At 51.1% G+C, this 13,694-nt stretch carries 13 protein-coding genes; 6 read left to right on the top strand and 7 right to left on the bottom strand.

Annotated elements, in window-relative coordinates; all coding sequences use genetic code 11:
* Positions 1 to 43 precede the first annotated feature (43 nt).
* Positions 44 to 1,027, bottom strand: coding sequence for a DNA polymerase III subunit delta' (locus tag H6F91_RS11430; RefSeq protein ID WP_190789327.1), 984 nt, complete (start codon positions 1,025 to 1,027; stop codon positions 44 to 46).
* Positions 1,028 to 1,032: 5 nt separating this feature from the next.
* A complete protein-coding gene (tmk, locus tag H6F91_RS11435; RefSeq protein ID WP_190771234.1) occupies positions 1,033 to 1,770 on the bottom strand; it encodes a dTMP kinase in 738 nt (245 codons plus the stop codon).
* Positions 1,771 to 2,210: 440 nt separating this feature from the next.
* Here tmk and H6F91_RS11440 point away from each other — a divergent pair, with 440 nt between their 5' ends.
* The 3 genes from H6F91_RS11440 (at position 2,211) to H6F91_RS11450 (ending at position 5,354) form a co-directional block, all read left to right on the top strand.
* Entirely contained in the window at positions 2,211 to 2,561 is a 351-nt protein-coding gene (locus H6F91_RS11440) for a hypothetical protein (protein ID WP_190771228.1), read from the top strand.
* 547 nt (positions 2,562 to 3,108) lie between these two features.
* Entirely contained in the window at positions 3,109 to 3,795 is a 687-nt protein-coding gene (locus tag H6F91_RS11445) for a hypothetical protein (protein ID WP_190771229.1), read from the top strand.
* 332 nt (positions 3,796 to 4,127) lie between these two features.
* Positions 4,128 to 5,354 (top strand): homocysteine biosynthesis protein, encoded by a 1,227-nt coding sequence (locus tag H6F91_RS11450; RefSeq protein ID WP_190771686.1) that lies wholly within the window; start codon positions 4,128 to 4,130, stop codon positions 5,352 to 5,354.
* Positions 5,355 to 5,613: 259 nt separating this feature from the next.
* Here H6F91_RS11450 and H6F91_RS11455 read toward each other — a convergent pair whose 3' ends face one another.
* Complete coding sequence (locus H6F91_RS11455; protein ID WP_190771687.1) at positions 5,614 to 6,582, bottom strand: hypothetical protein; 969 nt, start codon at positions 6,580 to 6,582, stop codon at positions 5,614 to 5,616.
* A gap of 754 nt (positions 6,583 to 7,336) precedes the next feature.
* Between H6F91_RS11455 and H6F91_RS11460 the strand changes: the two genes are divergently transcribed.
* Both H6F91_RS11460 and H6F91_RS11465 read left to right on the top strand, forming a co-directional pair.
* On the top strand, positions 7,337 to 8,278 hold the full coding sequence (locus H6F91_RS11460; protein WP_199307770.1) for a tetratricopeptide repeat protein: 942 nt from the start codon (positions 7,337 to 7,339) through the stop codon (positions 8,276 to 8,278).
* A gap of 8 nt (positions 8,279 to 8,286) precedes the next feature.
* The gene (locus tag H6F91_RS11465; protein ID WP_190771689.1) at positions 8,287 to 9,354 is read left to right on the top strand and encodes a low specificity L-threonine aldolase; all 1,068 of its coding nucleotides are present in this window, start codon (positions 8,287 to 8,289) and stop codon (positions 9,352 to 9,354) included.
* Positions 9,355 to 9,420: 66 nt separating this feature from the next.
* Here H6F91_RS11465 and H6F91_RS11470 read toward each other — a convergent pair whose 3' ends face one another.
* Both H6F91_RS11470 and H6F91_RS11475 read right to left on the bottom strand, forming a co-directional pair.
* On the bottom strand, positions 9,421 to 9,663 hold the full coding sequence (locus H6F91_RS11470; RefSeq protein WP_190771690.1) for a hypothetical protein: 243 nt from the start codon (positions 9,661 to 9,663) through the stop codon (positions 9,421 to 9,423).
* A 454-nt stretch (positions 9,664 to 10,117) separates the two neighbouring features.
* A complete protein-coding gene (locus H6F91_RS11475; protein WP_190771691.1) occupies positions 10,118 to 10,399 on the bottom strand; it encodes a hypothetical protein in 282 nt (93 codons plus the stop codon).
* A 233-nt stretch (positions 10,400 to 10,632) separates the two neighbouring features.
* Between H6F91_RS11475 and H6F91_RS11480 the strand changes: the two genes are divergently transcribed.
* Complete coding sequence (locus H6F91_RS11480) at positions 10,633 to 11,556, top strand: LysR family transcriptional regulator (RefSeq protein WP_242035743.1); 924 nt, start codon at positions 10,633 to 10,635, stop codon at positions 11,554 to 11,556.
* A gap of 116 nt (positions 11,557 to 11,672) precedes the next feature.
* On the opposite strand, the gene H6F91_RS11485 is transcribed toward H6F91_RS11480, so the two are convergent.
* The gene (locus tag H6F91_RS11485; protein ID WP_347280031.1) at positions 11,673 to 12,560 is read right to left on the bottom strand and encodes a DMT family transporter; all 888 of its coding nucleotides are present in this window, start codon (positions 12,558 to 12,560) and stop codon (positions 11,673 to 11,675) included.
* A gap of 29 nt (positions 12,561 to 12,589) precedes the next feature.
* Positions 12,590 to 13,672, bottom strand: a complete 1,083-nt coding sequence (locus tag H6F91_RS11490) for a M50 family metallopeptidase (RefSeq protein ID WP_190771694.1) — start codon at positions 13,670 to 13,672, stop codon at positions 12,590 to 12,592.
* Positions 13,673 to 13,694: the final 22 nt, after the last annotated feature.

The raw sequence follows: 13,694 nt of genomic DNA on the forward strand, positions 1-13,694 counted from the left end.
ATTGGTATGTATCGCGTATCTCACCCTAAAAGTTGACAAAACACTAAATTCGGTTTTCCTGCGGTAGCATTTGCATCAATGCCACCTCCCAAACCAGACGGGGTTGAGCAAATCGCAGGAGTTGTTTGCGTACAGTCTCCAGATGGTGCAGGTACTGGCTCTGGTGAAACTGATGCCAGTAGCGATGTTGCAGGTATTGCACCAGCCACAGTTGAGCTTCTGTATCAAGGCTCTGGTGGATTTGAGTCGCTCGTTCTAAGGCTTGCCGCAGCGTCGTTGGAGGTTGAGTGAGCTGCTCTAGCAATTCTGGGGGAATGGTTTGAAGCTGTTGCCAGTGGGCGATCGCCTCCCCTGGGCTCCCCTGAGCCAGAGCCAGGATCTCGGGGTGCTGCAAAACCTCATCCTGCTCCACCCGGCGCAACACGGTGGCCATATCCGGATCACTTAACCGCCGAAAGGGAATTTTTTGGCACCGAGAAATCAAGGTGGGCAGTAAGGATTCTACGTCGGGGGCCATCAGAATTAGCGTCGCCTGTCCCGGTTCTTCCAGGGTTTTGAGCAAACCGTTAGCCGCCCCTTCGGCCATCGTTTCAGCGGCTTCCAACACGACGACAGAACGGGGAGCTTCCAGAGCCGGACGGCTCAAAAACTGACTCAGTTCTCGGATTTGCTCCAGACGAATCTGTGGGGGAGCTTTACGTTTTACCCCAGCTTCGGCGGCTTCTGCTGGAGTTAAGCGCTTTCCCTGATGCAGATAGGTGGGTTCGACCCACAGCAGGTCAGGATGATTGCGCTGTTCCACTCTTTGGCGTAGCACAGGTGAGTGGAGCATCTCCGGGCTCCCGGCAAGCATACAGCGAATGAAGCACTCTGCTACCCGCCGTCGGCCAGTGCCGGCTGGTCCGACAAAGAGATAGGCAGGGGCAAGGCGATCGCGCTCCATTGCACAGACCAGCAACTCAATAGCCTGAGGCTGCCCTACGACTGACTCATAAATCGAATGTAGGGAAGGATTTGCGATCGCCATAAAACCTATTCGGGAGGCACCGTTAGACTCAGATCAGAGGGTACAGCTACAGCAGCCGGTTCGACCCCATAGACCTGTTTCAAATAGTGACACAGTTCAGCCTGAACCCGCTCAAAGACAACATCTTCAGTCGCACTGGCATCAATCTGCACCGTCCGCGATTCCTTTTCGTGGAATAGTGATTGAAAGCCTTGCCGCACTCGTTGATGAAAATCAAGCTTGTTTTGCTCCATGCGATCAGCCGCACCTCGTCGTTGGGTGCGGGCTAAACCTACAACTGGATCAATGTCTAACCATAAGGTCAGATCACTGCGGAGACCCCCTGTAGCAATTTGGTTGAGTTGGTGAATGAGGCTCAGATCGAGACCTCGACCGTATCCCTGGTAAGCGACTGTGGAATCGGTGTAGCGATCGCAAAACACCAGAGCCCCCTGAGCTAGCGCTGGCTTAAGCATGGCTTCAACATGTTGGGCGCGGTCAGCAGCATAGAGGAGGAGCTCGGTGCGATCGCCCATTACCTCTACCTCATCTCCCTGCACGGGAGAGTGCAGCAGTAACTGCCGAATGGAAGAACCCAGAGGTGTACCGCCAGGTTCTCGGGTAATCACCATCTCTGAGGCAATTCCGATAGCTTTCAGCTGTTGCCAGAGATCACTTTGCTGTAACCACTGGCAGACTCGCTGCAGCTGGGTCGACTTTCCAGCCCCCTCGCCCCCCTCAAAAACGATCAACGAGCCTCGAATTCCCACCAATAATGTCCCTTGTATATGGCACTGTCGGTTTCTGTACTTATAAGATCTGACAAAATTGGTAGTTTTTGCCTGAGGATTGGAAAAAAGTATGAAAATACTATAGGCTGGTTTCTCAATCTTCTTTCTAAGAAAATTCTTCAAAGCCTTGTGTATCCAGGTCTTTGGAATGAAGCCGCAAGCCAACGACGACGTCAAACAGAGTAAGCTCGTCGTGAAAAATGTTCAGGGTGAGTGAAAATTGTTACGTAGTATGCATAATATTGGGAAATAGCAACGTAAAGTTCGGTTAACTGGACTAATTTTACGGAGTCAGCTATTTCAGAAATCGCTTGAGACTGCCCTTCTCAGGTTTCGTGTCTTTTTGAAGTCAACGAGGAACCTTTGAAACCTCAGTTAGTCTCTGAGCTAAATGCCTATTCGGGAGTTGAGCGATGGCTCGTTATTCCAGCCTCTTTAAAGTGGCGACACCGCTGGAGTCTTTCCGACAAAGATTGGGCGATGTGTTGCGCTCTTGCGACTGTGACGTTATTTACGATGAGGACGATTATATGGTGGCCCGCGAAGTACCGGGCCGCGTAACTTACTCGCGCCTGGTGACTATCGAAGTTCTCATTGACAGAGCATTTGAAACCGATGAAGGTGTTCAAATGAACGTGGTCGTCAAGAATGAGGAATTACCCCTCAGCCAAGACAACCATTGCCGCCGAATGTTCAACCAACTCTACGATGCGTTTACCACAACAAATCGCTGGGATTTGATTGAAAGCATTCCGGCTGTCTAGAACCAACCTAGGATCATGACTTTGAGCAATGGGGCTGAACCCTAATTCAGCCTCATTGCTCAAAGTATCTCAAACCTATTGCCTATCACCCATAGCATTGAAGTGTTTGATGATAGGTCACTGGATGAGCTATCCCATAAGGCTTCCTCAGGGATGCCGTAAGAATTTTCTGTATTAGAAGTTATTTGCAAAGTTATGAGGCCTCCTGCACGGAACGGTCTTTGAGGGCGTGAATTAACGCGGCTTCACTGTCTAGCAATTTGTGCAGAAAGTCTATTAAGAAGGTTGCTCTTCTACCCTTTGGGGGGAAGAAGGGCAGCCTTCTCAAACGGGTTCTTAGGATTTAGGAGATTTCCAGATAAGAACTTCCCCATTATTTGGAAAAAAGGCGCGGCTTCGCCGCGCCTTTTTTCCAAATAATGGGGATATTGTTTCTCAGAAATCTCCTTACACATATTTGTTGGTGCCCAGAGAGCCCATTACACCAATAAAAATGCTTGAAATATGGCGGACTTGCGTAAGTCCTGTGTATAACAGCAGCATGAACATGAAGTATCGCTTGCACGTTATGGGCCTAGCAGGTGCTGGCCTCTGGCTCGCTCTCACCCTACCCCTCCAGGCCAACGAATCTCATCCCAATCCTGTGGATATCCCCCCTGAGGTGTTAGAGGAGAGCCCTCTTCTTCAGCGTTGGGTAGAAGAAGTCCCTGATGTTGATGCAGAAATTCACCATGATCCGGCCTTTCGAACTCGGCTGCGAGTGGGTGGCGTGGAGCTTCCCTCTACAGATGAAGGAACTGGTTTTGGGGTTGGCGTAGAAGACTTGTTTCTGGGCGATACTCCCCTTACGGTCAGTGGTGAATTTCAGCAAAACTGGGAGGGCGATCGCAGCCAATTTGGAGCTGACCTCCGCTACTACGTACTCCCCTTGGGTAGCTACATCAATATTGCCCCTGTTCTGGGCTACCGCAGCCTGGAAACCGATGCCTATGACACGGATGGCATCCATTTAGGTTTGAGGGTAGTTGCTGTTCCGTCCCGTACGAGCGCGGCCGATCTTTCCCTCACCCAAAGTTGGGTTGATCCCGGCAGTGACGACGAGGTAGGTCTCACTGCCTTGTCTGCTGGCTATGCTTTTACACCGGACCTGCGCCTTTCCGCTGATTTTCGTTGGCAAAATTCTCCTGAAGATAAGGACACGCAGTGGGGGCTGTTTTTGGAGTGGATGCCTTAAGACTGTAAATAAAGCAACCTGTACTTCTCTAAGGAGATTTCCAGTAATGAAATTACCCCCAGAATGTTGGTGCTTTGCCCGCGAAGCGGGCAAAGCACCAACATTCTGGGTAAATTCTTATGCAGAAACCTCCTAACCTGTACTTCTTCATGGGGGGGCGGCAGCATAGCCGTTTCCACACAAAGGAATACAGGTTATGAGACGCGCAGTCCATCGGCGATCGCATCGTCTGGGAAGAGGCAATGAAAAGGGAAATTTAGAGAGCCCGTTCGGGGCTATAGTTCGAGTTGTACTTCTGCCTTCTGCCTCCTGCCCTCTGCCTGCTTCCTCCTATGCGTACTATTCCTGAAATTAACGAAAAAATTCAGGCCAAGAAGGCCGTGGTCTGGACAGTTGAAGAACTAAAAGCCCGAGTGCAAGAAACGAGCGTGGCCGAGGTGGTTCGTCAGGTAGATGTCGTAACCACAGGCACTTTCGAGCCGATGGAATCCTCTGGGGCCATTCTTAATCTAGGGCATACGGATCCACCCATTAAAATTCGCCAGTGTTGGTTGGATGGGGTACAGGCCTATGCTGGGTTCGGGGCCGTGGATTTGTACTTGGGAGCCAGCCAGATGGCTGATTACAGTGGCATGGGAGAGGCCGGCGATCTGGAAGATTCACGGGAAATGCGCCTGCGATCGCCCCTTCAGGAACGCGGCGGCGGCCATGTCATTGCTGACCTAATTGCAGGAAAACCCGTGAAAGTGCGAGCGATTGGGCAGGTAACAGATTGCTACCCTCGCTCCTCCATCGAAACCACCATCAATCGCGACACGATCAACCAGTTTTATCTCTACAATCCGCGCAACCTATATCAAAACTTTATTGTGGGAGTCAATGGAGGCGATCGCCCACTGTTTACCTATCTGGGTCCTTTGCAGCCCCAGCTAGGTAACGCCGTTTACTCTAACCCAGGGGCCATCTCTCCGCTCTTTAATGACCCCGACTTACAAGTCATTGGGGTTGGTACTCGCCTTTTCCTGGGAGGTGGCATCGGCTATGTGGCCTGGGAGGGAACACAGCACTTTCCCCTTCAAAAACGATTGCCCAATCACACTCCGATTGGCCCAGCAGCGACCCTGGCCCTCATTGGCGATGCGAAGCAAATGGATCCTCGCTGGGTTAAGGGCTGCTACTTCAAAAGCTATGGCCCTTCCCTCATGTTAGGGATCGGAGTGCCATTACCTGTACTGAACGAGGAGGTCGTGCTGCGCTGCTCCGTGCAGGATGCAGATTTAGTGGCACCCGTCGTCGATTTTTCTATTCCCCGACGGGTGCGACCGACCTTTGGGCAAGTCAGCTACGCCCAACTCAAATCGGGGCGGATTACCATCGATGGCAAACGCGTTCGGGTCGCTCCCCTTGCCAGCATTTATTTATCTCGACAGGTCGCCCAGGAATTGAAACAGTGGATTGAGGAGGGGCGTTTTACCCTAACAGAGCCCGTAGCGGCCCTACCGAGCGATCGCCCGTTTCTTGCCCAGGATCGTTGGGGTGCCCAAATTAATCTCGAATAACCTCAGTTCGGGATAAGCGGAAGTGCTCATTTTGGCGTGCACTTTGCGCACGCCAAAATGAGCGTTTTCGAGTGCCGCGCAACGCGCGGCACTCGAAAACGCCCTTAACCCGAACTCAGGTTCGAATAACCTCAGTTGGGATAAGCGGAAGTGCCCATCTTTGCATTCAATTCAAAAGAGGGGCAGGCGCTTTTTGCCTGCCCCTCTTTTGAATGAGATCAGGAGGAAGGCAAATATTTAATGCCTACCCTCCTCTTTGTTAGCCCTGATCCCCCTGAGATTCCCGGGGGGGACGGTTCGCCCGCTTGATGGGCCGACCGGGAGCCTCCCGGGGGCCAGAATCCCGAGGAGCACCTGCGGGTGGCGCGCTACCTGGCTCACCTGCCCGAGTCGGAGTCGGTTTCTTCCAGGGCTTGCGACTGGGCGGTCGCTTCTTGGCGCCAGGGCCGCTAAAGTCAGGACGGCCTTTGCGCTTACGAGGTGGCACCAGCCCAATGGCTTTGCCTTCCCGGATAACCAGCAGGTTTCCTTCCCGCTGGATGTGGAAATCCCAGAAGTAGCCAACAGTTTTGCCCGTCAGTTCACCCGTCAAGAGCAACTTGAAGGCTTTGGGCGGCTTATCTTTCTTCTTCGAAGTCTGCTGAATCCGGACAATCAGATTTTTATGCTCTTCAGAGTAGAAAAGAATCTCACCCCGAATGGAGAAGTAGCCATCACTGGGATCTTGCGGCTCTTGGGAATTAGGCGGCTTGGGAGGAATTGCAACCAGGCCACTGGAAGACGTTGATTCAGCAGCTGATTCTGAGGGCGTTTCTTCGGAAGCTTGCTTCGATAGGTTTTCGGGTTCCCAGATGCCGACGATTTGGACGTGCAGGTCATACCCTTTTTCACGAGTACGGGGATAAACCACCCAAAGATGAGGCTTCTCCAGGTCAATGTGCTTTTTCACTAAGCTCATGACCCGCCCTAATAGCACCGCATCGATTACGGTACCATCGCCGGTCACTAGGTTGCCACGGGTAAACTGATCGTCTGAAGGAGTGTAAACTCCTTCAACCAGCCCAATTGCGCGATACTGCATCGGCTCGCTGGCCGGCGGAATGGGATGCTGTCGGGGATTGACAACAATCTCATCGTTGAGCTCGGGAGCGTCAGCGGTGGGTTCAGGGGAGGGAGGCGTTGGTGATGACATCCCTTCGGATGGAGTCGGCACGGCGGAGGAGTCCATTTCAAAATTCAAAGCTGAAGGCTGATCCATTATCGGTCTCTGCGGGTGGAATAGCTCAAAACTCGTTGAGATTTGAGGGGTCAGGATAACCCGCGAGAGGGTCACAGGAAGGCAGGTTAGCCCAAAACCTGAAATCTGTCAGCCAAGGGCTGTTCAGAGGCGACCCGGTGAACCCGCTTGCCACCGACAGTGTAAGACCAAGTTTAAGTAAACACTAGGTTAGCATCCACTTAGAACTCACCCACCATCGATTGGAAGATTGCTGGTTCAAAGGCTATCCTTTGGTCTTTATCTTTATTTGTTATACAAAAGCATTTGGCTTCATCAGGTAGGTCTGCGGGTTTTCTGAGCACTCTTGTGGGAAGCTCAGTCTTCACAATTTAGCGCCTAGAAATATTTCTGTAACCCTTCATATGACATGGCAGATCCACAGAGCATGGAGGGCTGCACAAATGTTAACTCCCACAAAACCTCTTTCTTCTGTAGCTGAGCGGCTGGAGGGCGATCGCCCTCATCCACTCTGAAGTGCCTAAAAAACAAACCTGTTTCCTTATGTATCTCGCTGGGTAGAACTGTGGAACGATTTCCAGGTAAGGAGCTTACATCTTGCCAAGCCAAACCCCAGAACCCTCATCTTCTGGCTGTTTTATAACGGGAAATTCCGGTTTTTGGGGTTTGGTGCAGGCTTCGAGTCTAAAGAAATGCTGGTTAGTCCTATCGACTCGAAATCAAGCTGTTGGGTAATAATGGCAGAATGAGTTTGGGCCGTTCTGTGTTTATTAAGCGCAATCGAGTTATTTTAAGCAGCGTTCTAATCGCCGCATCCCTGGTATTTGTGGCATTGATGCTGCTTCCGGTAGTCGGGGCTTTCCAGCAAGGAAACCGAACTGCCAATAATGCGGCAAACCCTGCGGCTAGTCCTGCAGATCAGCAGAAAGCCCTGGAAGATCAGGCCCGTGGGTATGAATTGGTACTTCAGCGAGAACCCGATAACCAGACGGCCCTGCGGGGTTTGCTTGAGGTTCGCATTCAGCAGGGGAATGTGCAAGGGGCGATCGCTCCCCTCGAACGCTTAGCAAAACTTAATCCTGACCAAACGGAATACCATGTCCTTCTGGCCCAGGCGAAACAGCAAGTGGGTGACACGGAAGGTGCTGCCGGGGTATACCGCGACATCCTGTCTCGCCAACCCGGTGACATGAATGCATTGCAGGGGCTGGTAGGTCTGATGATCAGCCAGAAGCGGCCAGAGGCTGCGGTCGCCCTGCTTCAAGACACCCTCAAGATCGCCGATGAGCAAAATAAAGCGAAACCCGGTAGCATCAACTTAACCTCAGTTCAACTGCTGCTGGGTCAGGTTTACGCCGAAGAAGAGCGCTTTAATGAAGCGATCGCCATCTACGACGAAGCCATCAAAACTGCCGGTGAAGATTTCCGGCCTCTATTGGGTAAAGCCATTGTTCTACGCGCCGCAGGTCGTCAGGATGAGGCCAAGCCTTTGTTTGAACAGGCCGCATCCCTGGCTCCAGCTCAATATCGTGATCAAATTAGCCAGTTGGCCAGTGGGGCCCAAAGTCCTAGCGACCCCGCCAACCCTGTCCCAGAAGAACCCAAGACAGATGCCCCCAGTGCTTCTCCTTCCGGTTCCCAGGAGTCTTCTTCCCCATCCCGCGTTACGGGTACTCCTAGCAACTAGAAATTTCCATGAACTTTTGTAGTGACAATGTAACGGGCATGGCTCCCGAAATCTTGGCGGCCTTGGCGGCAGCCAACGAAGGAACTGCCATGCCCTATGGCGCTGATAGCATTACCCAGCGACTCGAAGCCCGATTTACTGAGGTCTTCGAGAAAGAGGTACACATTTTCCCGGTGGCGACCGGGTCGGCAGCCAATGCCCTGGCGCTGTCGGTGCTGACGCCTCCATACGGGTCGATCTACTGCCATCAAGACGCGCATATTAACGTGGACGAATGTGGTGCGCCAGAGTTCTACGCGGGTGGAGCCAAGCTCGTTACGATGCCCGGCAACCTCGGCAAGCTCGTGGCAGCAGAGTTAGACACCAGTCTGAAAAATGGTGGGATCGGGGTCGTGCATCATGTGCAACCTGCAGCCGTGAGCCTGACTCAAGCCACAGAGGCCGGCACTGTTTATACGGTGGATGAGGTGACAGAGCTTGCCCGCATCGCCCACTCGTACAACGTCCCGGTTCATATGGATGGGGCGCGATTTGCGAATGCGATCGCCTCCCTAGGCTGCACCCCTGCTGAGGTGACCTGGAAGGCCGGGGTGGATGTGCTGTCTTTTGGGGCGACGAAAAACGGAGCACTTGCAGCGGAAGCCGTGGTGTTCTTCAATCCTGAATATGCCAAGACATTCCACTTCCGTCGCAAGCGGGGGGGACATCTGTTTTCCAAGATGCGGTTTCTATCAGCACAATTGGAGGCGTATCTGGAGGGCGATCGCTGGCTCAGCTATGCTACCCACTCAAATCGTATGGCTCGCCAATTAGCCGATGGGCTGGCGGCACTGCCCGAGGTGCATCTGTGCTATCCCGTTCAGGCCAATGAACTCTTCGTAAAACTGCCCAATGCGGTTATTGAAGGGTTATATGCAGAAGGCTTTCAGTTTTACCGTTGGGAAAGTGAGGATGCCAGTACAATCCGTTTGGTAACAGCCTTTAACACTTCGCCCGAAGCTGTTGCCGCATTTCTAGAAGCAGCCAGGCGCCAGGTTGAAAGAATTGCGCTAACGGCAGCGATCGCTGGAGCTTAGCACCTTGTGCCAGGCACATTTCAAAAGAGAAGGGTGGGCGCTAACGCCCACCCTTCTCTTTTGAAATTAGTCCACGACTCGGATGCGACCACTTCGCAAGCCATCGTAGATCTGATTAACTTGTATCCGTTCTTTGTCCGATAACCGCTGCTTAGCAAGCAGCATTGACATGACATAATCCTGCTCGTGACGAGAGATACGACGAACGGCCAAAATATGATCTATTAATTCATCAACTGGAATTTGAGGTAGAAGCATAACGAGGATGTAACTGGCGGAAAGCTTGACTGCCACCGAATCCGAGGACATCCTAACAATCGTACATCTGCGTGAAATCCGTATTTTGGCGCGTTTTCCCATAGTCCTTACGCAGGGAAATTCGCCTTAACGGGGTATTCACGGGAACGGGCATCTAGAAAATTTCTGAACTTTAGCATTCTCAACACAGTATTTTCCGATCTGACGCGAGATGGAGGTGGAACTTCCTTCCACGTCTATCTCTCGCCAGATCGGAAACACACAGGACTTACGCATTTGTGTTGTGGGTGGGGTGCTTCGCACCCCACCCACAACACAAATACACTATGGATAGCGGGCTTGCGTAAGTCCTGACACAAATGCGTCAGTCCTGATAGCATTATCGCCCCATGAAAAAAGCGGAGAAGAATCCCCGCTATATGGTGAGCATTAATGTGATTCATGGATTCGTGGACACACTGTTGATGCATGGTGATCTATCGCATTAACACCATTTCACAACACCTTAAGCAGAGTAACGCTGGTCAAGCCACATGCGCACTTCCTGTTCAGAGCTAAATTGCATCTGCTGCTGAGTCATAGGGTCATACACATGCCAGACCAGTTGATCACCGTAGGTCCGTTGCCGAATTTGTGGCTCAGAGCTGCCTGAAAAATAGCTCATCAATCGATAACCTAGAGACTGCCAAGCCGAAGGAGACTTTACGGAACGTTTTTGAACAGAGCTTTGAAACTCCTGGGAGGATAACTCTTGCCCGTTCTGCCAAACATAACAATCACTTTTCATGGTTGAAATCCTTTCGGTTGTTGTGGTCGAATGCCTTTGATGCATCCACTTTAGGAACCTCAACTGAAAGATTCAACAGACATGATGAATCGCGTATATGAATAAAATTCATGGAAAGCGATCGCAATAGAACGGAAAAGATGGGTAAAAATCATTAGATATCAAAAGGTTTCATAAACTGGGACCTATCCCGTTTAGCCTGACCTTGACAACGTTGTGAAATGGGGGCGACTATGCTGCGAGACCAGATTAAGCTATCCCAATTGCGTGCCCTGATTGCCGTGGCCGAATCCGGTAACTTTGGTGAAGCGGGGTTACAGTTGGGTGTATCGCAATCGGCTGTTAGTCATGCGATCGCCAGTCTGGAAGCCGAGATGGGCATCGTCCTCTGTGCCCGAGGCCGCCATGGAGCCCAACTGACCCCAGTCGGCGAGCGCATGGTTAAGCATGCCCAATCCATGATGGGTTTGCTGGATGAAATGGAGCGAGAGGCCAATATCGCCAAGGGTCTGAAGGGCGGTGACGTGCGCATTTCCGTGTTCCGCAGCGTTGCCACCCATGTTTTGCCGGACATCATCGCTCGTTTTCATGAACGCCTCCCCAACATCAACTTCTCCATCACAGAGTATCAAGGCGATGATCTGTGCGAAGGGGCGCTACGTCGGGGGCAGGCAGATGTCGGTTTCACCTGTTTACCCACCGCGGATGACTTTGAAGCCTGGGAGTTATTCCGGGATGAATATATCGTGCTCTTTCCACCCAAGGCTAAAATTCCCCCTGACCCCATTACCTGGGATGTGCTACATCAGTTTCCCCTCATCCTGCCTAATGAAACGGACTACTGTTTCACGTTGATTCGTCAGCATTTTGAAAAGCTTAATCAACCTCTGCGAGCGGCCTATCAAATTAAAGAAGACTCTACTATTGTGGGCATGGTGATGCGTGGCTTAGGGGCAACCGTGATCGCTCGTCTGGCAGCGGAGCCACTGCCGCCCGAAATCCAAGTGCGCCAGCTGCCTGTCCCGCTGGAACGTGTGATTCGTGCCATTGTGTTACAGGATGCGCTCCTTCCCCCTGCTGTATATGCATTTTTAGATGCACTGAGGACGGCTAGCTATCCTGAGCGATCGCCCTCCCAGCTTCCCCAAGCCTCATAACCTCATGAGATAACCTGAAGTGCCCATTCTTGTATATGAGGCGCACACAAGAATGGGCGTTTTAAAGTACTACGCGTTGCACGACACTCGAAAACGCCCTTAACCGAAACGTAAAGCTACCCCCGAAAAAGCAACCAGATTCCCGTCAGGGCAACAATCACCCCCAACACGGAGCGAAGGCTCACCCGCTCTCCGGCCCATAGCGCAATGGGTAACACAAACAGAGGGCTAGTCGAGTTGAGAGACTGCGCAATTCCCGCAGCCGTAAACTTTAAGGCAATCTGTTGGAGCCAGATACCAATGAAGGTGCCTGCGAAAGCTGTAACGACAATGACAGCTAAAAAGCGGGGCGATCGCAACCACCGCAATTCCTTTAAAGGCGCGGGTTGTGCCCCCAGCCAGATCGCCAGAACCAGCACTCCTGCAACCAGACGGATCAAGGTACTCCAGATAGGACTGACAGTTGTATCTGCTAGCGCGGCCCGAGAGCAGACGGAACCCACGGCTTGACAAAGAGCCGCCGCCAGGCCCATCAAAACTCCTCGGCCCACATGGGAGCGATCGCCTCCTACATCAGCCTCACGCTCGGCTACTACCCAGGCTACTCCAGTCACCGTCAGGAAAATGCCACACCAGGCGATCGCCCCTAACCGCTCCTGTAAAACGGCCATGGCGATCAGGGCTGTCAGTGGGGGAGCCAAGGATTCCATCAACAAGGCTCGGCGGGGACCGAGGGTATTAATACTGCTAAAGAAGGCCGAATCTCCTAAGCCAATACCGATAGCTCCGCTTACAACCAACAGGCTCAGAGACTGCCATGTAAAGGCCGGTTCTAGTCTCATCGCCAGCAGGGTGAGACCAATCATGAGGATAGCGATCGTACTTTTCGCGCTATTCAACACGATGGGCGACATGCGTTGCCCTAATTTGAGGTAGATGAAAGAGGCGATCGCCCAGATCAGCGCTGCCCCCAAAGCAGCCAGTTCCCCTTTAAATGTGTTCACCCAAAACAGCATGAAACTAATTTAAGCCCCTAAGGTTTTTCCCCAATCTCATTTAATATGCGATCTAATATGCTCGAAATACTTGCACTATCCGAGCCAAACTGTTCAGCTTGTTTTAACCAATATCGAACTTTTTCGGAGTTTCCAAGGTGATAGTCTATTTTGGCGAGATACCAGCAGCTAATTGTAAAATCGATTGCTTCTTGTCCAGGCTCCGTTAAGGGAAGTAGCATTTTCTTGGCTTCTGCATAACGGCCTAATTCTGCCAAAATTGCGCCTCGTGTTCCTTGGATTGTTTTAGAATGACCTGCCGCTTTTATTGCTCGTTCTGACCAATGATCGGCCTGAGTTAAGTACTGCATTTGCCCATTGTTGATCACAATAGAAAGCAGGGTATCTAAAATATAAGCGATTTCGATTTTATCAAGACTACCCAGCTCAAGTAATTGTTCTAATAATTTGACAGCTTCATCATAATGCTCGTAGAGAACAGCTACCTGAGCGTCAATTAATAGCTGAAGTCGATTTGGATCTCCTCCAAGAAAAGACCTTTTTCTAGGCAAATCCCCATACGCCGAAATAGCCTCCTGGTAGCTAATAGCAGCATTTCTATAGTATTCCTGATAGTTTTTCTTAAGAGTAGTCTGCAGTATTTTTCCATCATTAGGGTGTTTGACTCCTCCAATCATGACATTCATCGGAAAAAGGGAATAGATTATTAGATAAAGCTCTATATATATAAAAAATAAAAGTAGAATTGAGGGATGCAGACAAAAGGCTGTGAGTGACATTAAAAACAGCAGGAGATTAGCAAAAGCTCCCCCCAACAAAAAAATAGACGTTCTGAGCTTTAAAGTCTTAAAGTTTGAGCCGTCAATATTAGCCATTGAAGCAAAAGTAAGACCACCACCTGGATAGCTACCCAGTTCAATTTTTGAATTAAATAGCCACTTCCAAGTAATAGAGGTACGGCTACCTATCTTCAAATGATAGGGGCGGAAACCCACTAACTTTGCAGCGAAGAAATGCCCATGTTCATGGCAGAAAATTGAGAAATAGGGCCAGGCAAAAGCAGCGAATAAATGTAAAAAAAGGCCAAGAATGAAGCTCATACCGATAGAGATAGCCTGTACG

Source organism: Leptolyngbya sp. FACHB-8, assembly GCF_014695575.1.
In the GTDB taxonomy this organism is placed as follows: Bacteria; Cyanobacteriota; Cyanobacteriia; order Elainellales; family Elainellaceae; genus Vacuolonema.